The sequence below is a fragment of the Chitinophaga sp. CF418 genome (assembly GCF_900142925.1).
Taxonomy (GTDB): Bacteria; Bacteroidota; Bacteroidia; order Chitinophagales; family Chitinophagaceae; genus Chitinophaga.
Genome location: NZ_FRCN01000013.1, coordinates 88,792 through 107,768 on the forward strand (window position 1 = coordinate 88,792; position 18,977 = coordinate 107,768).

Annotated in this window: 15 protein-coding genes; 6 read left to right on the plus strand and 9 right to left on the minus strand. The window is 47.9% G+C overall.

The window, feature by feature from the left end; genetic code table 11:
- Positions 1-41: 41 nt before the first annotated feature.
- Positions 42-533: a metallophosphoesterase gene (locus F3I09_RS25440; RefSeq protein ID WP_149697872.1), complete on the minus strand. Its 492-nt coding sequence runs from the start codon at positions 531-533 to the stop codon at positions 42-44.
- A 65-nt stretch (positions 534-598) separates the two neighbouring features.
- On the opposite strand from F3I09_RS25440, the gene purU reads away from it, so the two are divergent.
- Entirely contained in the window at positions 599-1,462 is an 864-nt protein-coding gene (purU, locus tag F3I09_RS25445; RefSeq protein ID WP_149697873.1) for a formyltetrahydrofolate deformylase, read from the plus strand.
- A 113-nt stretch (positions 1,463-1,575) separates the two neighbouring features.
- Here the strand turns inward: purU and hutG are convergent, their stop codons facing one another.
- Entirely contained in the window at positions 1,576-2,577 is a 1,002-nt protein-coding gene (gene hutG, locus F3I09_RS25450) for a formimidoylglutamase (RefSeq protein WP_149697874.1), read from the minus strand.
- A gap of 214 nt (positions 2,578-2,791) precedes the next feature.
- Between hutG and F3I09_RS25455 the strand changes: the two genes are divergently transcribed.
- Positions 2,792-5,038 (plus strand): cellulase family glycosylhydrolase, encoded by a 2,247-nt coding sequence (locus tag F3I09_RS25455; protein WP_149697875.1) that lies wholly within the window; start codon positions 2,792-2,794, stop codon positions 5,036-5,038.
- 465 nt (positions 5,039-5,503) lie between these two features.
- On the opposite strand, the gene F3I09_RS25460 is transcribed toward F3I09_RS25455, so the two are convergent.
- The 6 genes from F3I09_RS25460 to F3I09_RS25485 form a co-directional block, all read right to left on the minus strand.
- Positions 5,504-5,998: a hypothetical protein gene (locus F3I09_RS25460; protein WP_149697876.1), complete on the minus strand. Its 495-nt coding sequence runs from the start codon at positions 5,996-5,998 to the stop codon at positions 5,504-5,506.
- 74 nt (positions 5,999-6,072) lie between these two features.
- Positions 6,073-7,299, minus strand: a complete 1,227-nt coding sequence (gene hutI / locus F3I09_RS25465; protein ID WP_149697877.1) for an imidazolonepropionase — start codon at positions 7,297-7,299, stop codon at positions 6,073-6,075.
- A 3-nt stretch (positions 7,300-7,302) separates the two neighbouring features.
- A complete protein-coding gene (gene hutU, locus F3I09_RS25470) occupies positions 7,303-8,967 on the minus strand; it encodes a urocanate hydratase (RefSeq protein WP_149697878.1) in 1,665 nt (554 codons plus the stop codon).
- A complete protein-coding gene (gene hutH / locus F3I09_RS25475; RefSeq protein ID WP_149697879.1) occupies positions 8,945-10,513 on the minus strand; it encodes a histidine ammonia-lyase in 1,569 nt (522 codons plus the stop codon). The genes hutU and hutH overlap by 23 nt, the downstream gene beginning before the upstream one ends.
- A 20-nt stretch (positions 10,514-10,533) precedes the next feature.
- Positions 10,534-11,019: a MarR family winged helix-turn-helix transcriptional regulator gene (locus tag F3I09_RS25480; RefSeq protein ID WP_149697880.1), complete on the minus strand. Its 486-nt coding sequence runs from the start codon at positions 11,017-11,019 to the stop codon at positions 10,534-10,536.
- A gap of 152 nt (positions 11,020-11,171) precedes the next feature.
- On the minus strand, positions 11,172-11,561 hold the full coding sequence (locus F3I09_RS25485; protein WP_149697881.1) for an SET domain-containing protein: 390 nt from the start codon (positions 11,559-11,561) through the stop codon (positions 11,172-11,174).
- 97 nt (positions 11,562-11,658) lie between these two features.
- Here F3I09_RS25485 and F3I09_RS25490 point away from each other — a divergent pair, with 97 nt between their 5' ends.
- A complete protein-coding gene (locus tag F3I09_RS25490) occupies positions 11,659-12,528 on the plus strand; it encodes a bestrophin family protein (RefSeq protein ID WP_149697882.1) in 870 nt (289 codons plus the stop codon).
- A 51-nt stretch (positions 12,529-12,579) separates the two neighbouring features.
- A complete protein-coding gene (gene mgtE, locus F3I09_RS25495; protein WP_149697883.1) occupies positions 12,580-13,956 on the plus strand; it encodes a magnesium transporter in 1,377 nt (458 codons plus the stop codon).
- A gap of 131 nt (positions 13,957-14,087) precedes the next feature.
- Here mgtE and F3I09_RS25500 read toward each other — a convergent pair whose 3' ends face one another.
- A complete protein-coding gene (locus F3I09_RS25500) occupies positions 14,088-14,618 on the minus strand; it encodes a histidine phosphatase family protein (RefSeq protein ID WP_149697884.1) in 531 nt (176 codons plus the stop codon).
- Positions 14,619-14,839: 221 nt separating this feature from the next.
- On the opposite strand from F3I09_RS25500, the gene glmS reads away from it, so the two are divergent.
- Complete coding sequence (gene glmS / locus F3I09_RS25505; RefSeq protein WP_149697885.1) at positions 14,840-16,678, plus strand: glutamine--fructose-6-phosphate transaminase (isomerizing); 1,839 nt, start codon at positions 14,840-14,842, stop codon at positions 16,676-16,678.
- Positions 16,679-16,701: 23 nt separating this feature from the next.
- Positions 16,702-18,942, plus strand: a complete 2,241-nt coding sequence (locus F3I09_RS25510) for a DUF4954 family protein (protein WP_149697886.1) — start codon at positions 16,702-16,704, stop codon at positions 18,940-18,942.
- Positions 18,943-18,977 lie beyond the last annotated feature (35 nt).

Consider the following 18,977-nt stretch of genomic DNA (forward strand, 5'->3'; position numbering starts at 1 on the left):
TATCCTAACAATTGTAATGGTATTCACGTATTACTTCCCCTCTATTTTGGCAACTCAATTACTTCAAGTTGGCTAATATTTCCATCTGACAATTCAAAGCGTAACAATGTTTTAACCTTATGCCATCCCTGTATACCACAGGCTCCCGGATTGATATGCAGCAGCTTCAAAGCCGGATCAGGCATTACTTTCAGGATATGGGAATGACCGCAGATAAACAGCTTGGGCGCGTTTTTCAGCAGTTCATCCTTTACGCCGGGGGCATATTTCCCCGGATAACCACCTATATGTGTGATGTAAACCTTTACCTGCTCCAGTTCGAAATGCAGATGTAATGGATACCGCACCCGCAAATCGGCCCCATCTATATTCCCATATACAGCACGGAAGGGCTTGAAAGCCTCCAGTTTATCCGCCAGCTCAGTGTTACCGATATCTCCCGCGTGCCAGATCTCATCAACCTTATCAAAGTATCTGAACACGTCCGGATGGAGGTAACTATGCGTGTCTGACATCAATCCTATCTTCTTCATGCTTCAAAATTGGGCCAAAAGTAAAATAACATTTAGTATTTTACTGAGAATATATTTTCGATTTTATGCAGAGCGATATTACCGGCAGGCTACTGATCTGCTGTCCGGACCGGCCCGGCATCGTTGCCGGCGTATCACAGTTCCTTTATACCTGTGGCGCGAACATCCTGGATGCGAGTCAGCACAGTACCGACCCTAAAGAAGGGGTATTTTTCATGCGCATGGAATTCCACCTGGAAAATACCGGCATTACAAGTGAACAACTGGAAAAACAATTTCAGGAAAAAGTAGCCGGGCCATTGAAGATGGACTGGCATATCAACTATACCTTCCATCGTAAAAAAATGGCTATCATGGTATCCCGTTACGACCATTGCCTCATGGAGTTGCTCTGGCGCTGGCGCAGCGGGGAATTGCCGGTGGATATTCCACTCGTGATCTCCAACCATGAAGAGCTGAGAGAGCTGACGGAAGATTTCGGTATCCCATTCCACTATCTGCCGGTTACACCTGCCACCAAAGTAGAAAAGGAGCAGGAAGCCATCCGGCTGATACAGGAGGCAAAAGCCGATTTCACAGTACTGGCGCGTTATATGCAGATCTTATCCCCCGGTTTTGTGGGGGTATTCCCAGGGAAGATCATCAATATACATCACTCCTTCCTGCCGGCATTTGCAGGCGCCAATCCCTATAAGAATGCCTATACACGCGGCGTTAAGCTGATAGGTGCTACAGCGCACTATGTAACCAACGACCTGGACGAGGGGCCCATCATTGACCAGGATGTGGCCCGTGTAAGTCACAGGCATGATGTGAGTGATCTTGTGGCGCTGGGCCGTGATATAGAAAGACAGGTGCTGACAAGAGCAGTGGTAGCGCATGTTGAAGACAGGATCATCATTCATGGCAACAAGACGATCGTATTCTGATCGGGGTTAGCTCTCTAAAAAACAGCATCCCCCGGCAATATTTGCGGGAACTACGCAAGTCTTGCCGGGGGATACTGATACTATTTTGCAGCTATAAAGCGACTCTAACAATTTTAGTGATAATGCAGGTTACTGACCATCTCAAACAAGAGAGAGGCGCCCAGTTTTGCAGTATGATTATCGATATCCAGGGAGGGGTTCAGTTCAGCAATATCGATACCTGCCAGCTTACCACTTTGCAGGATGCTGCGGTAACATTCCAGGAACAAACCATCAGGACGGATACCATTGTAGGCAACAGCGCTCACACCTGGGGCAAAAGAGGCCGAAAAAACGTCTAAATCCACTGTCAGGTATAAATAGTCCACATCTCTCAGAAACTGGCTTATAGCAGCCTGTAACAGCACTTTATCCTGCAGATGGAAAGCGTCTGCGTCCACATACTGTACATCCAGGTCGCCCGCTATACGGAATAGCTGCTGCGTATTACTGTTGGCCTGTACGCCCAGGGCCAGGTAATAAAAGGGAACACCATCCAGTTTACAGTCCTGCGCCAGTTGCCAGAATCCGGTACCGGAAGTGCTTCCCTCCTGCCCGGGTATACGCAGATCAAAATGCGCATCGATATTCACCAGCCCCAGTTTCTCACTCCGCTTACGTTGCTTAAGATGCTGATAAATGCCCTGTGCATGGCCGTAAGTGATCTCATGACCACCACCCAGTAATACAGGCAGGTAACCTGATTTACGTATAGTCAGCACAGTATCTGCCAATGCGGCCTGCGCTTCTTCCAGCTGATTGTCTTTGCATATAATATCACCCACATCCGCCAAAACCAGCTCGCTATCAAAGTGTACAGGAAAATTGCTGCATGTACGTCTCAATGCTGCAGGCCCCTCTACAGCGCCTACACGCCCTTTATTGCGGCGTACGCCTTCATCACATGCAAACCCCAGGAATGCAATGCCCTGTTGATGGGGCTTTAATGCCGGCAATGTGCCCGTGAGTAAATTCACAGTAGTTACACGCTGATGCCAGCGCAATAATTCTTCATCCGTACCATCTATCCTTCCCGTCCATGCAACGGGCTGCCGGTAAAACTCTGGCTTCTTCATATACTGTAAAGGTAGTATTGTTACTTAAAATTAGCTCGTATTTAAAATTTGTACCTATATTGCGGCAAGCGAATTAAACAACCTATAGCGACTAGTAGCATTTATAACCTGTAGCATTAACCTATGGCATAACCATATCATTATCTGCCTATGTAACCATTACAAAATCAACATATCACCTTTTTATTTTCTCACCCTCAAAACAACTATCCAAATGAAAAAGAATGGAAGACGCCTTTCTTTCAAACTTGCGGCGTTGCTGTTATGCCTGACAGGCATATGGTCACAGAGCCACGCACAGACACCGGTAGCCAGAAATGGTCAGCTCCAGGTGATCGGTACCAAACTATGCAACCAGTACGGCAATCCCATCCAGCTCAGAGGCATGAGCACACATGGTATCCAGTGGTATGGCTGGGGAAGCTGTTTAACAGCAGCCTCTCTCGATGCCCTTGCCAATGACTGGGGCGCAGACGTACTGCGTATTTCCCTTTATGTACAGGAAGGTGGTTATGAAACCGACCCTGCAGGTTTCACCACACAGGTGAACCGCCTTATCGAAGAAGCTACTGCACGTGGCATGTATGCGCTTGTTGACTGGCATCAGCTGACGCCGGGCGATCCAAACTACAACCTTTCCAGAGCGAAAACCTTTTTCTCGGCTATTGCCAACGCACACAAGAACAAAAACAACATCATTTACGACATCTGTAATGAGCCCAACTCAGGTGCTACCTGGGCAAAGATCAAAACCTATGCAGACCAGATGATCCCGTTTATCCGTGCCATTGATAACGATGCCGTTATCCTTGTAGGCACCCATGGATGGTCCACTATGGGCCTTTCCGGCGATGGTTCCCTGCAGGATATCCTCAACAATCCGCTGCAGTATCCTAACGTGATGTATACGTTCCATTTCTACGCCAAGGAACACCGTACAGAATACCTGAACCAGCTGAACACAGCGTCTGACAGACTGCCTGTATTCGTCACTGAGTTCGGTACACAGGAAGCGAGTGGCGATGGTGCGAATGACTTCGCTATGGCGCAGCAATACATCGATCTGATGCGCAACAAAAAGATCAGCTGGACCAACTGGAATTACTCCGACGACTTTCGTTCCGGCGCCGTATGGGTAACCGGCACCTGCTCTAATGGCCCCTGGACTACTGCCAGGTTAAAACCAGCAGGCGCGTGGGTCCGCGAGCGTATGCTGAATCCTGCGGATGATTTCCCGGGCGGTAACGTGTGCGTACCGGTATCAGCCAGTGCTAATGATGGCAACGTACCAGCCAATGTACAGGACAATGATTACAACACTCGTTGGTCTGCCGAAGGCGATGGCCAGTGGATACAGTTCTGCCTGGAAACCACCACTACCGTTTCACGTGTTGATATCGCATTCTACAGCGGTACACAAAGACAAACAAACTTCGATATCTTAACCAGCACCGATGGCAGCAGCTGGTCATCAGCTGCCACAGGCCTTCACAGCAGCGGCACTTCAACTGCACTGGAAACATTCACCTTCTCTGCACGCAGTGCTAAACATGTAAGGATATTGTGTCACGGTAACACTGTAAATGCCTGGAACAGTCTGACTGAAGTAAGGATCGTTACTTCATCTTCTTCAACGCAGACTACCCTGGCTCCTTTACAGGATGCTTATGTAAGGAATGGTGATTATGCAGCTACTACTTACGGTACTACTGATCCTGCAGTGTTGTCATCCAAGCTGAACGTGGCTACCTCACCGGGTTACGACCGTCAGACCTATCTGCGTTTCGATGTAAGCAGCGTAAGCAACATCTCTTCTGCAGTACTGAAAGTATTTGGCAGGATTGAAGATAACCGTGTGTCCAATATTCCTGTAGGCGTATACGCTGTAGGCAATACCACCTGGACAGAATCAGCACTGACATGGAACAACAAGCCTGCTGCAGGTACATCTGCATTACAGACAACAACATTGACCGACTCCACCGGCAGGTACTATTCATGGGATATCACCAGTTATGTACAGAGCGAAAAAGCTGCTGGCCGTAACGGTATTTCCCTGGCCCTGCTGAGCGGCACCGTTGCTGATCCGCGCATTGTATGGCGCTCAAAAGAAGCAGGTCTGACCGCACCGCAACTGGTGATCAGTTCCACAACATCCGCAGCAAAACTGGCAGCAGTAAAACCGCTGCAGGAGCCGGTTAAACTGACCACTTCCCTGACCAGCTATCCTAACCCATTTGGTGATAACAGCACTGTCAGCTTCTTCCTGGAGAAACCAGCTGATGTAGTACTGGCAGTATACGACATCAATGGTAAACAGGTAGCTGTGCTGAAACGTGGCCGTCTGGACGCAGGACAGTACAACAGCAGCTTCGCAGGCCAGCATCTGCCTAAGGGCGTGTATACCGTGAAACTGACTTATGGAGAAAAAGCTATTACGCGTAAAGTTGTAAAACAATAACAGATCACGAGCAATATTTTGCCAACCACCTAATGAAACCGTCTCATGAAAATGAGGCGGTTTTTTGTTAAGATGTGTATTGTAAGGTAGCGTATTGTTGGCTTGCAATGGTTCTGACTAAGTATCAGAATCTCAAACGAATCTGTATGAGGAACCAAATTGAGATCAAACTAGCATATGAGTTGCATATGACTTGCATATTCCTCCGTTCTTCTTACGTTAAAAACGGAGGAAAAACGGAGGAAGAACGGAGGAAGAACGGAGGAAGATGCAAGCCATATGCAACTCACATGAAAGCTATATGCTAGTTTAATCCTTATATTGCTGAAGTTGCTTTTAATTCCTGAAAGGGACAATCCCTTTCTACACTATCTCTACCGGATCTTGAGGGGACTGTGAGCTTCCGGTTAACGAATGAGTTTTCCTCATTAGAGCATAGGGCAAGTAGAAATCCTGCCCTTGCAGCTATTCTCTGCTATAGATAGTCAGGTCACAACTTAATGCAACAATGAAGGATTTTCCAGTGTCAGAAAATCCAAATGCCCTTAATTCACAAGGTCCGTCTTTGGTGACAAAAATTGTTTCCTTCTTGTCCGGAGATACTAAATAAATTCTTTGCACCAGGTATTCTTCAAATGGTGTGTCGTCGGGTTCTGGCTTTGATATTGTAAGCGCCCATCCATCATCGGTAATTTTTCGCAAATGGTCCTGACCATAAAGCCCACAAGTGGAAATCTCAATTTGATCCAAAATATCAAAACCGGCAATTGAATTTGTTGTTTGATTGAAGTATTCCCACCAATCAGAATCATTATGTTGCCGCGCGATTTTCTCTCCTTTAATACAGTCGAATATTCCTCGCCCTTGATTTGACAAAACTATCAATTTGTCTTGTCCTGGTGCATACCCGATATTTTCTAGTCCCCCAACTGAAAAGGTGTTTTTGTATATCCACATCACGTTTGCTAAGTTATTACGACGCTGGGCATTCCCCTGCCATTGGAGTGGCTACTCCTTTTAAAAAATAAACAATCTCATTTCACCCGCTCCCCTTCTTTCCAGACCCTTATTGGTTTCATTTTACCCTGGTAATACAGGATATCACGGTAGTCAGCGCAGGGATACGCCTGCATGTCTGCTACAGATCCGGGGGTGAGTTGTCCGATGTTGTGTAGTTGTAATGCTTTTGCAGCGCGGGTAGTAAGGGCTGCGAATACTTCAGCCGTAGATAGTTTCTCTGCCGCGCTTAATACTGCGGCCTGTAATAATAAGTCTCCCATGGGTGCAGAACCGGGGTTCCAGTCGCTTGCTATCGCTACGGTAGCACCTGCATCCAGCAGTTTTCTTGCCGGTGCATAATGCATGCCGAGACCCAGTGAAGCACCTGGCAATACAACTGCGACAATATCCGCAGCTGCCAGTAAAGCAATTGCAGCATCATCACTGGCTTCCAGATGATCCGCAGAAAGCGCGCCTGCAGCTACAGCAACTGCAGTACCACCTGTGGAGAACTGATCTGCATGTACAGTAGCTGCAAAACCCATGTCGGCAGCCTGTTGCAGGAAATGTTTTGCAGGACCGGATGTGAATGCTGTTTCTTCTATGAAGATATCAACACGATGTGCCAGCTGTTCTGATTGAATAACGGGCAGTAAAGTGGTGATGATGGAGTTGAGATATGCTTCTTCATTTCCTTCAAAGTCTTTTGGTCGCATATGCGCTGCAAGACAGGTAGGAATCAGCGTGGCTTTCGTATGACTGGCTGCATCCTGGATAGCGCGCAGCATATTCAGTTCACCATCCAGGTTCAAACCATAACCGCTTTTTATTTCGATGGTTGTAACGCCTTCGTGTAAATGCCGGTTCGCACGGGCTGCTGTATTGTTCATCAGTGTTTCCTGATCAGCCGCTCTTGTCTTCATCACTGAATCCCATATACCGCCGCCTGCACGGGCTATTTCAAGATAAGACTTACCTGCAATGCGCATCGCATAATCCCTGTTGCGGGAGCCATCAAAACAAATATGTGTATGACAGTCTATGAAGCCTGGCAACAATACGGAAGGCACAGTGATATGTGTAACATCACAATCAGGATACTGATGTTGCAGTGCTTTAAAATCGCCAACAGCCAGTATCCTGCCACCGTCTGTTACAATACCGCCATGTTCGATGACCTGCAGTTGTTCATCGTGCAACGCTCCTTTCAGGGGAAGGTTTGTGAGCGGTAATATTTGTGAAAAGGGGCCAATTAGTTCCATACGTCAGATATTGAATTTTCTGGCTGTTTCCTTTGCTTCTTCATAACCTGCATCCACGTGACGGAAGATGCCAAGCGCAGGATCATTGAACAATACTCTTTGCAGACAGGCTGCGGCACGATCAGTTCCATCAGCTAATATCACCATGCCTGCATGTTGTGAATAACCCATGCCTACCCCACCGCCATGATGGAAAGATACCCAGGTAGCACCGCCGCCGGTATTGGCCATAAGGTTCAGCAATGTCCAGTCAGACACTGCATCAGAGCCGTCTTTCATCGCTTCTGTTTCTCTGTTGGGAGATGCTACTGAGCCGCAATCCAGGTGGTCGCGCCCGATTACAATAGGTGCTTTCACTTTACCCGTTCTTACCAGCTCATTGAAGATCAACCCTGCCTTCTCCCGCTCTCCCAGTCCGAGCCAGCATATACGGGCAGGTAAGCCCTGGAAGGCCACCTGTTGCTGTGCTTTTTTCAGCCAGTTGATCAATCCTTTATTCTCAGGGAATGCTTCTATCAAAGCCTGGTCCGTGGTATAAATATCCTGCGGATCGCCTGATAAGGCCACCCATCTGAAAGGGCCTTTTCCCTCACAGAACAAGGGACGGATATACGCAGGTGTAAAGCCCGGGAAGTTGAATGCATTCGGCTCTCCACCTTCACGTGCAAACTCGCGCAGGTTATTACCGTAATCAAAAGTAATAGCGCCTTTCTCCTGTAATGCAAGCATATAACCTACATGACGGGCCATACTTCTCAGTGCGCGTTGTTTATATGCAGCAGGATCTTTTTTACGTAGATCAGCCGCTTCCTGTAAAGACATTCCATTGGGTATATAACCATTCACAGGATCGTGTGCAGATGTCTGATCTGTCAATACATCAGGGATGATATTGTCCTCCAGCAAACGTTCCAGCATATCACCGGCATCACTTACTAATCCAATGGAAAGCGCTTCTCCTTTGGCTTTGGCTTCCATCGCCCACGCAATAGCTTCTTCATAAGAATGTGTGATACGATCTATATAACGGGTAGCTATTCTCTTCTGAATACGTGATTCATCCACATCTGCACCAAGGAATACTGCACCGGCCATAGTAGCCGCCAGTGGCTGAGCGCCGCCCATACCACCTAAACCGGCTGTTACGACTAACTTGCCTTTCAGATCGCTGTTGAAATGCTGTTTACCGCAGGCCACAAAGGTTTCGTATGTTCCTTGTAAGATACCCTGTGTACCGATATAGATCCAACTACCGGCTGTCATCTGGCCGTACATCATCAGTCCTTTCGCTCTCAGTTCATTGAAGTGCTCCCAGGTAGCCCATTTAGGCACGAGATTACTGTTGGCCAGCATTACACGCGGCGCCTGGGGATGTGTGCGTACCACACCTACAGGTTTGCCTGACTGCACCAGTAAAGAGTGATCTTCATCCAGTTCAAGCAGTATCTCAATGATCTTTTGTAATGCTTCTTTGTTACGCGCTGCCTGGCCAATACCCCCATATACCACCAGTTCATCAGGGTTCTCAGCTACTTCATGATCGAGATTGTTCAGCAGCATGCGTAAGGGCGCTTCCGTTTGCCAGGAGCGTGCATGCAGCTGGTTGCCCCGGGGAGCTTTATAGTGCGGATGTGCCGCGTATGTTTTAATAAATTCCGAACTGGTCATGATAAATACCGTTTAGTGATAAATGATTATCGAGGGCCGCATCGTTGGCCACTTTTACTAAAGATTGATTAGCTACAATAGTGTGCAGCAGTTGTATGTCATTCGCGAAGATCCTGTCTTTTGTTGCGAAGGAAACCGTTTCACGTACAAAGGCATGTACAGCTTCCAGGATAGGACCAGACTTCAAAGGACGTCTGAAATCCACTGCCTGTGCAGCATACAGCAGTTCTATCGCCAGTATGTATTCAAGATTGTCTATTACCTGGTGGAGTTTGCGGCCACTGATAGAACCCATGGAGACATGGTCTTCCTGGCCCAGGGACGTTGGTACACTATCGGCGCTGGCAGGGAAACAGAGGGTTTTATTCTCCGTTACCAAAGCAGCGGTAGTATACTGCGGTATCATAAAACCGGAGTTCAGACCGGCATTTTCTATCAGTAATTTAGGCAGTCCGTAGCGGCCTTCAATCATCATATAACAACGACGGTCGGAGATGTTGCCCAGTTCTGCAGCCGCTATGGTAGCATAATCCAACGGCATGGCCAGTGGTTGTCCGTGGAAGTTGCCACCGCTGATGGTATCTTCTGCACTGAAGATGATAGGATTGTCGGTCACGGCATTCAGCTCTATGGCGGTCAGGTCGCAAAGGTGCAACCATGCGGTACGGGAAGCGCCATGCACCTGTGGCATACAGCGCAGGGAGTAAGGATCCTGTACACGGCCACAGTCAACGTGAGCGGCCATGATGCCAGAGTTTTCAAGCATGGTCTTCAGGCGGTGGGCTACCAGCTGATTGCCGGCGTAAGGCCTGATGGCATGCAGACGTGGATCGAAGGGGCGGGAAGTACCCATCAGTCCTTCGAGGGACAAAGCCCCTATGATGTCTGCAGCTTCCAGTGCATTATGCATCCGCTGTAAAGCAGTCACGGCAAAGGCCAGGATGAACTGTGTACCATTGATGAGTGCCAGCCCCTCTTTAGGGCCCAGCACCACCGGCGCCAGTCCTTCTGCCTGTAAAACTTCAGCGGAAGGCCGGCGTTGCCCTTTATAGTATACTTCGCCCAGGCCTATCAATGGCAGGAAGAGATGCGATAAAGGCGCGAGGTCGCCGGAAGCGCCTACAGAGCCTTTTTCAGGCACTACCGGGGTAACATTATGTTCGATATGCCAGATGATACGTTCAAGGGTGGACAGCGCCACACCTGAATAGCCCTGCGCCAGCGCATGCACTTTGGTTACCAGCATTACGCGGGCTACTATTTCCGGGATAGGATTGCCTACACCTACGCTATGACTCTGGAGAATATTGTATTGCAGGGCGCGGGTATCTTCTTCGGATATCTTGGTATCGCACAGGGGCCCAAAGCCTGTATTGATACCATATACGGTACTGTGTGCCGCTACGATGGCCTGTACATGTCCGGCACTGGTTTTTATGCGTTCAGTCACCTCCGGTACCAGTACGCCGGGAAGGCGGCCAGCCGCCACATCCAGCGCTTTACCTACGGTAAGCTGATCAATTCCGTACTTGAATTGGTGTATCATTTTGATTGGATTGAATCGAATTAGTTTTTCATAGACGCCAGGATCCGCACGGATAAAGGCGTTTCCTGCACAGCGCTTTCCACCTGCGACACCGCCTCCAGCAATAGTTTGCTTTGCTTATGCCCGTCTGTCAGTTCTTTCATGGCTTCCGTAATAGCGCCCCATACAGGTTGTACCTGTTGCAGCAAATCCTCCCCTTTCTTACTAAGCATGACCAGTTGCCGGCGACCATCATCCGGGCAGGGCGCTGTCTTTACCAGGCCTTTCTTCTTAAGACCGGTGATCAGCTGACTGACAGCGGAGTGGGAAACCTCCAGTTGTTCGGCAATATCTATCAGGGGAATGTTCTGTTGACGGGACAAAATGTAGAAAACGGGAAACCAGCTGGCGTCAAATGCAATACCAGACTGCTCATATACCTTATTGACCTCCATCAGGAAGTATTCGCTCAGTCGTCTTAAACGGCTGCCAAAAACCAGGTATCCTAAAGAAGCATAAAAGCTCATAAGGTAAATTATATAAGTGCTTATACATTTTGGTACAATAATAAGGAATTTCTCAATTCCTTATTTAATTTCTTCAGGGAGTTGGCTTTCTGGCTGGTGAAGGCTTTTCCGGCTGAGACCTGTGAAGCGGCATTAAATGGCCCTTTACGATACTATTTCTTCTTTACATCAAACCATACTGGTGATGTATCGGTTACGTCCCCATTGTAGTTGATGCACAGTTCCTCGCCTTTCTTAATCTCCCGGCGGGTGATAATGCTCATGGTTTCGGCATCAAAGTCCATTTCGTATTCGCAGTTAGGCTCATAGGAATGGTTGTAGATGGAACAGAAACCCAGTGCTATACAGGAACGGGTTTCGCGTGCACCCCACAGGAAGATGTAATTGTGCAGTTTAGTTTTATCGACAATCGCTGTATCGTCATAAGACAGAACAAGTACAGGGGAAGTCTCTATGCGGGTACCGGCTGCTATTCTATCTTTTGTAAATACACCGCGGCCCTTGCCTTTTGTCTTGTCGACGAATAAATATGGCTTGATCATAATGTTATATAAACGAAGCGTAAAATAAAGGTAAAGCAGGAAGTTATCAAAATCATGTGTAAAATTTTTAGGTTTGCGTAAATCTCTATAGAAAAATATGATTGATTACAACCCGAAAGCCTGGTTTACCTTTATTTTCCGCTTCCATAAAGCCGACACAGTCAGGAAGCTGTTCCCCATGTTTATAGCCCTGTCTGCCTATTCCGCCCTGATAGCCTTTCTTGAGTTGGAGCTATTAAAGATGTCGCCCAACAGTGACCTGAAGCAGATCACCCTGATCCATTCATTACTTGGCTTTGTGATATCCTTATTGCTGGTATTCCGTACCAATACGGCTTATGACCGTTGGTGGGAGGGCCGTAAGTTATGGGGCGCCCTGGTGAACAACAGCCGCAACCTTGCCCTTAAATTAGCGGCTATGCTGCCGGCATCCAATACCGCTTCCCGTGAGTACTTCCGGCTCATGATACCTAATTTTGCCTTTACCCTGAAGAACCACCTGCGTAACAGGTATATCATTGAAGAGCTGCAGCTGCCAGCGGGTATAGAGTTACAGGCCGATAAACATGTACCCAACCAGGTAGCCGGCCTGATAATGGCGCATATCCATGAATTGTACCGCCAGGGACAGCTCTCCGGCGAACAGCTGATCACTATCAACACGGAGCTGCAATCCTTTACAGAGATCTCCGGCGCCTGTGAGCGGATCAGGAATACCCCTATCCCCTTCTCTTACAGCGTCTTTATCAAGAAGTTCATCTTCTTCTTCGTAATGACGCTGCCACTGGGCTATGTCTTGACGCTTCATTACCTTATTATACCTGTAGTAGTATTCATTTTCTACGTACTGGCCAGCCTTGAGCTGATTGCTGAGGAAATTGAAGACCCTTTCGGATTGGATGCGAATGACCTGCCTACGGACACGATTTCTACCAATATCCGTAAACATGTGGCAGAGATATTGTAATGTAGGACGCCAACTTTGTTTAATTTCGCCTCACTGACAGCATTTTGGAATATGGAAAATGAAGCTTTACAGGAAAAATTTGAGACGCTGGTTGCTGAGCGGAACTACCCGGAACTGAAAGTGTACCTGGACGACCAGCTCATCACAGACATAGCCGAGCTCATTCACGAGCTGCCGGACCATGCTGACGCGATAATGAACCACTTGTCCATAGGCCGTGCTGCTGCCGCCTTCAGGATCCTGGAGTTTCATGTACAGGAAGACGTGATCCGTGAACTGCCCGCCACAAAAGTGGCAGAGCTGCTCAACGAGCTGCCGGCGGATGACCGTACCGCCTTCCTCGGAGAACTGCATAGTGATGTGGTGAAAGAGCTGATCAAACTACTGGATCCCGAAGAACGTAAGATCACTCTCAGTCTGCTGGGATATCGCGAAACGAGTGTAGGGCGTATCATGACGCCTGATTATATAGCCGTAAGGGAAGAGTGGACGGTGAAACAGGTATTGCGCTATATCCGGGAATATGGCAAAGACAGTGAGACCATTGACGTGATCTACGTAGTAGATGAAAAGGGCAAGCTGATAGATGACTTCCGAATCAGGGAATTCCTGCTGGTATCGCCCGATACAGTGGTTCATACCCTTATGGATGACCGCTTTGTTGCCTTACACGTAAATGATGACCAGGAAGAGGCTATACAGGTGTTCCGTATGGAAAACCGTGTGGCGCTGCCTGTGGTCGACGATGCAGGCATCCTGCTGGGTATCATCACGATCGACGATATCCTGTGGATCGCCAATGAAGAACATACTGAGGACATTCAGCGTATCGGTGGTACCGAGGCCCTGGATGAGCCTTACCTCGATATTCCCTTAATGAAGCTGGTGAAAAAGCGGATAGGATGGCTGATCATCCTGTTTATCGGAGAGATGCTTACCGCTACTGCTATGGGCTTCTTTGAGGATGAAATAGCTAAAGCCGTTGTACTGGCCTTATTCGTTCCACTGATCATCTCCAGCGGTGGTAACAGCGGTTCACAGGCGTCTACGCTTATCATTCAGGCGATGGCGCTTGGAGAGATCACTATTTCCGACTGGTGGAGCGTGATGAGAAGGGAGATCATTTCAGGATTATTACTGGGCAGTGTATTGGGTCTCATTGGCTTCACACGTATACTGCTGTGGAATTCCTTCTTCCACACTTATGGCGACCATACGATTCTGATCGGGATAACCGTAGGACTGTCTTTGATTGGTGTCGTCTTATGGGGAACGCTTTCCGGCTCCATGCTCCCACTGATCTTAAAGAAACTGGGCGCGGATCCCGCCACCTCTTCTGCTCCCTTTGTGGCCACACTTGTAGATGTAACAGGACTGTTGATCTATTTCTCTGTAGCGTTTGCGCTCATGAAGGGGATACTGCTTTAATAGGCCCCCGGGTTATCACCCGGGGCTACGAACAAGAGACTTCTATTGGTTTTTAACACAGCATCTAACGGAGCCCTATCGTGTTTTTTTAAATACGTTGTTATAAACATGCTTATTGCCTGAAGAAACCTCTACTCATAGCTGGTTCTTCTGCACTTCACGCTATCCCGGTACTTCTTCACAACAAACAAACTACTATAATCCTTCTCCTCTATAGAATCGATCTTCGGTTTTGCTTTTAATGAATGCATGATAGGCACCAGTGTATTGCTACGCCCTATCACCAGCAGCTTCTTTCCCCAGTCCCTGTTACGGGTGATCTCATACAACAGATCTTCCCCCGTGGAATCGGGCAGATAGGAAGCCGTATCAACAGCCAGGTACTGGCAGATGGAATCTGCCGTCTGGATACTACGCAGATCGTGGGTGAAATAAACCTTCTGTATGCCTGAGTCCTGTAATAATCTATAGAGCGCCCCTGCCCTGTGATGCCCAGCCTCTGTCAGTGCGGAATCTTCACCGGCGCCCTGTTCAGCATGGCGTACCAGGTAAAAGGTGCCGGTAAGAAAGGTACTGTCTTCAGCAACCGGAATAGGTTGCCTTTCAGGTGGAGGTGGATCACATGCCAGGCAGCATAGTAATATTATTACAATGTATCTCATAGGACCTCTTGTTCGATTAAGGGGTACAAATTACGAATTTTCTCAGCAGGCATGCAATTTGATCACCCTGAATGGCGCAAAACGCATAAGTATTGGTACTTATAATGCTAAAAGAATGAGTCTCATTTCGTTATTCTGAGTCATTCTTCGCAATCTTTTGTACGTTTTTCACATTTTTTATCCATATTGCACGTCTTATCCATGTAAAACTGAAAAACTTTATGTGCGGAATAGTTGCTTACATAGGCCAGCGAGAAGCCTACCCCATCGTATTAAAAGGATTGAAAAGATTAGAATACCGCGGTTATGACAGCGCCGGAGTGGCTTTGCTCAACGGCAGCGGACTAAAGGTCTACAAGAAAAAAGGAAAAGTTGCCGAACTGGAAGAGCACCTCAGTGGCAAGGATGTACGCAGTCATGTGGCTATCGGCCATACAAGATGGGCTACCCATGGGGAACCCAGTGACCGCAACTCTCATCCGCATACCTCCGGCAGCGGTAAGCTGGCCATGATACACAACGGTATCATAGAGAATTATTCCCAACTCAAACAGGAGTTGCTGAAAAAAGGCCATGTTTTTAAAAGTGACACGGATACGGAAGTGCTCATCCACTTCATAGAAGAAATACAAAAAAGTAATCAGTGCGGACTGGAAGAAGCCCTGCGTATCGCCTTAAAAAGGGTGGTAGGGGCTTATGTGATCGTACTGGTGGACGAAGACCACCCCGATACGCTCATCGCCGCCCGTAAAGGTAGTCCCCTGGTGATCGGCGTAGGTAAGGGAGAACACTTCCTGGCCTCAGACGCCTCTCCCATTGTGGAATATACCAAGGAAGTGGTGTTCGTGAACGACTATGAAATTGCTATTATCAAGGCAGACGAACTGATCCTGAAAAATATCTCCAATGAACGGCAGACCCCATATATCCAGAAGCTGGATATTGAACTGGCGGCTATTGAGAAAGGTGGGTATGATCACTTCATGCTGAAAGAGATCTTTGAACAACCTCAGACCATCTTCGACAGTTTGCGTGGCCGTCTGGATGCGAAGAACGGTTCCCTCACCCTCGGTGGCATCCGTGAGTATGCCGCCACACTCAGCAAGGCCAACCGTATTATCATAGTGGCCTGCGGTACGTCCTGGCATGCAGGACTGGTAGCGGAATACATGATCGAGGAGTTATGTCGCATTCCTGTAGAGGTCGAGTACGCTTCTGAATTCAGGTACCGTAACCCGGTAGTAGGCGAAGGCGATGTGATCATCGCGGTATCACAGTCCGGCGAAACGGCTGATACGCTGGTGGCTATTGAAAGCGCCAAGCAGAAAGGAGCTATTATATTAGGCGTTTGTAACGTGGTAGGATCCTCTATAGCACGTCTTTCTCATGCGGGTGCATATACACATGCCGGTCCGGAGATAGGCGTAGCCAGCACCAAAGCATTCACCGCACAACTGGCTGTTCTCTGCCTGATAGGGCTGAAAGTGGCACAGGAAAAAGGGACCATTACACAACAGCGCTTCCAGCACCTGCTGGATGAGCTGGATACCATTTCCGAAAAGGTAGCAACCACTCTGAAGCTGAATGATCAGGTTAAACAGATAGCGGAGAAATATAAAGACGCCCGCGACTTCCTTTACCTGGGACGTGGTTACAACTTCCCGATAGCACTGGAAGGGGCACTTAAACTGAAAGAGATCTCTTATATACACGCAGAAGGTTATCCGGCGGCAGAAATGAAGCATGGTCCCATCGCATTGGTGGACGAAAACCTACCGGTTGTTTTTGTAGCCACCCATGACAGCTTTTACGAGAAAGTAGTGTCTAATATCCAGGAAATAAAAGCGCGTAAAGGTAAAGTGATCGCAGTAGTAACAGAAGGCGACCAGATTATTCCCGGTATGGCAGATGATGTCATCGAAGTACCGGCAGCAGATGAACTGGTAGCGCCGATCCTCTCCGTTATTCCCCTGCAGTTGCTGGCCTATCATATTGGCGTGCTGAAAGGATTTGATGTAGATAAGCCGAGGAACCTTGCAAAATCAGTTACCGTAGAATAATCACTAACCTCAATTCTTTTCCGATGAATGTGATACAGAAGAAGCCACTCACCGAGTTAGGCTACAATTTTGTAGCGGCATCTTATTTACCCGAAGGCCAGGATGAATACTACCTGCGGAATAAACAACTGGGTAGGCAGCAACGCAATTACCGTAAGCTTAGTGCACTTGAGATCGAGATATTAGTGCGCAACGACAATTTCTCCGATGACTGGAACAATATCTCGGTGGCCAGTGAATTCAGTCCTCAGCTGGTAAAACACTGCCACTTCTTCGGTGTGGTGCGCATCGGTAAGCTGGAGCCTTACTACCTGGAATTTCATAATCTCCGGCTACCGGTAGGACTTTATAACAGCACAATAACTTCCTGCGATTTTGGCGATAATGCCGCTATTCACAACGTCAATTTTCTTTCTCATTATATCATCGGTAATGAAGTGATCATCTCCAACGTCAATGAGATGGCTACTACTGACCATTCAAAATTCGGTAACGGCATTGTGAAAGAAGGCGAGCCTGAAAATCTGCGCATCTGGCTGGAACTGTGCAACGAGAATGGTGGCAGAAGCGTTATGCCTTTTGATGGCATGCTGCCCGGCGATGCCTGGCTATGGACGCGCAACCGGGATGATAAAGCATTGCAGGAGCAATTCAAGCGATTTACCGAAAACCAGTTTGATAAGAAACGCGGCTACTACGGTATGGTGGGCGACCGCACGGTGATCAAGAACTGTAAGATCATCAAGGATGTGACTATTGGTACGGATGCTTATCTCAAGGGCGCCAATAAGATCAAGAATGTCACCATCAACAGTTCTTCCGTCGCCACCAGCCAGATAGGTGAAGGCTGTGAACTGGTGAACGGCATTGTCGGTTATGGTTGCCGCGTATTCTACGGTGTAAAGGCGGTGCGTTTTGTGATGGCTTCCCATTCGCAGTTGAAATACGGCGCCCGTCTGATCAACTCCTACTTAGGCAACAATGCAACGATCTCCTGTTGTGAAGTATTGAATTCACTGATATTTCCTGCACACGAACAGCATCATAACAACTCCTTCCTCTGCGCTGCACTGATCATGGGACAGAGCAATATGGCTGCCGGTGCTACGATAGGTTCCAATCACAACTCCCGCGGAGCAGATGGCGAAATAATTGCCGGCCGCGGTTTCTGGCCCGGACTATGTGTAAGCCTGAAACATAATTCCCGCTTTGCCAGCTTTACGTTGATCGCCAAAGGCACCTACATGTATGAGATGGATGTACCTTATCCGTTCAGCCTGATATTAAACGATGAGCAGACCAACAGCCTGAAGATTATGACCGGTTATTGGTTCCTTCATAACATGTATGCGCTGGCGCGTAACTCATGGAAGTATATTGACCGCGATAAACGTACTGAAAAGATACAGCTGATAGAATACGATTACCTGGCGCCGGATAGTATCGAAGAGATGATCCATGCCATGACGCTGATGGAAATCGCTACCGGTAAAGCATGGTACGCTCAACATGATCCGTTGGCGGTTCAGCTGTCTGAACACGATCTACAGGAGAAAGGAAAAGAGCTGTTGATACACGATCCTGAAATAGTGGCAGGCCTGCAGATATTCGCTGCTAATGTGGAGAACAGTTCACGTAAAGTGCAACTATTGAAAGTACACAGGTCTTATCCACTGTTCCGTGAGTTGATCAACCTGTATGCGGTGCGTAATATCCTCAACTATATTGAAGAGCACCCCGGACATTATTTCAGCTCACTACACGCTATCGTGGAAACTGCTGAACGCGGCCCATGGCATAATGTAGGCGGACAGCTCATGAAAGAAGAAACACTGGCGGACCTTAAGGACAGGATCCGCTCCGGGTCTGTCAATAGCTGGGCTGCATTACACGAAAACTATAAGATCATCGGTGAGCAATATGCAACAGACAAACTGCAGCATGCAATTGCTTCACTATTGTACATAGAGGAAAAAACAGCAAGAGACTTTACGCCTTCTTTCCTCAAAGAATGCCTGTTGCAATCCGTGCATATACAGACATTCCTTACAGAAGGTATTTATCATTCCAGGGCGAAAGATTATCAGAATCCTTTCCGCCAGATGACATATGAGAACGAAGCTGAAATGGAGGCTGTGATAGGCAAACTGGAAGATAACAGCTTTATACAGCAGACACTTGCAGAGCTGAAGATATATAAGAAAAAAGTAAGCGGCCTGATTGAAGAGTGGGGCTTAAGCAATGCCGCTGTAGTTGAGCAATAATATCCAACGGGGCACGGTTTCAGTTGACGTACAAC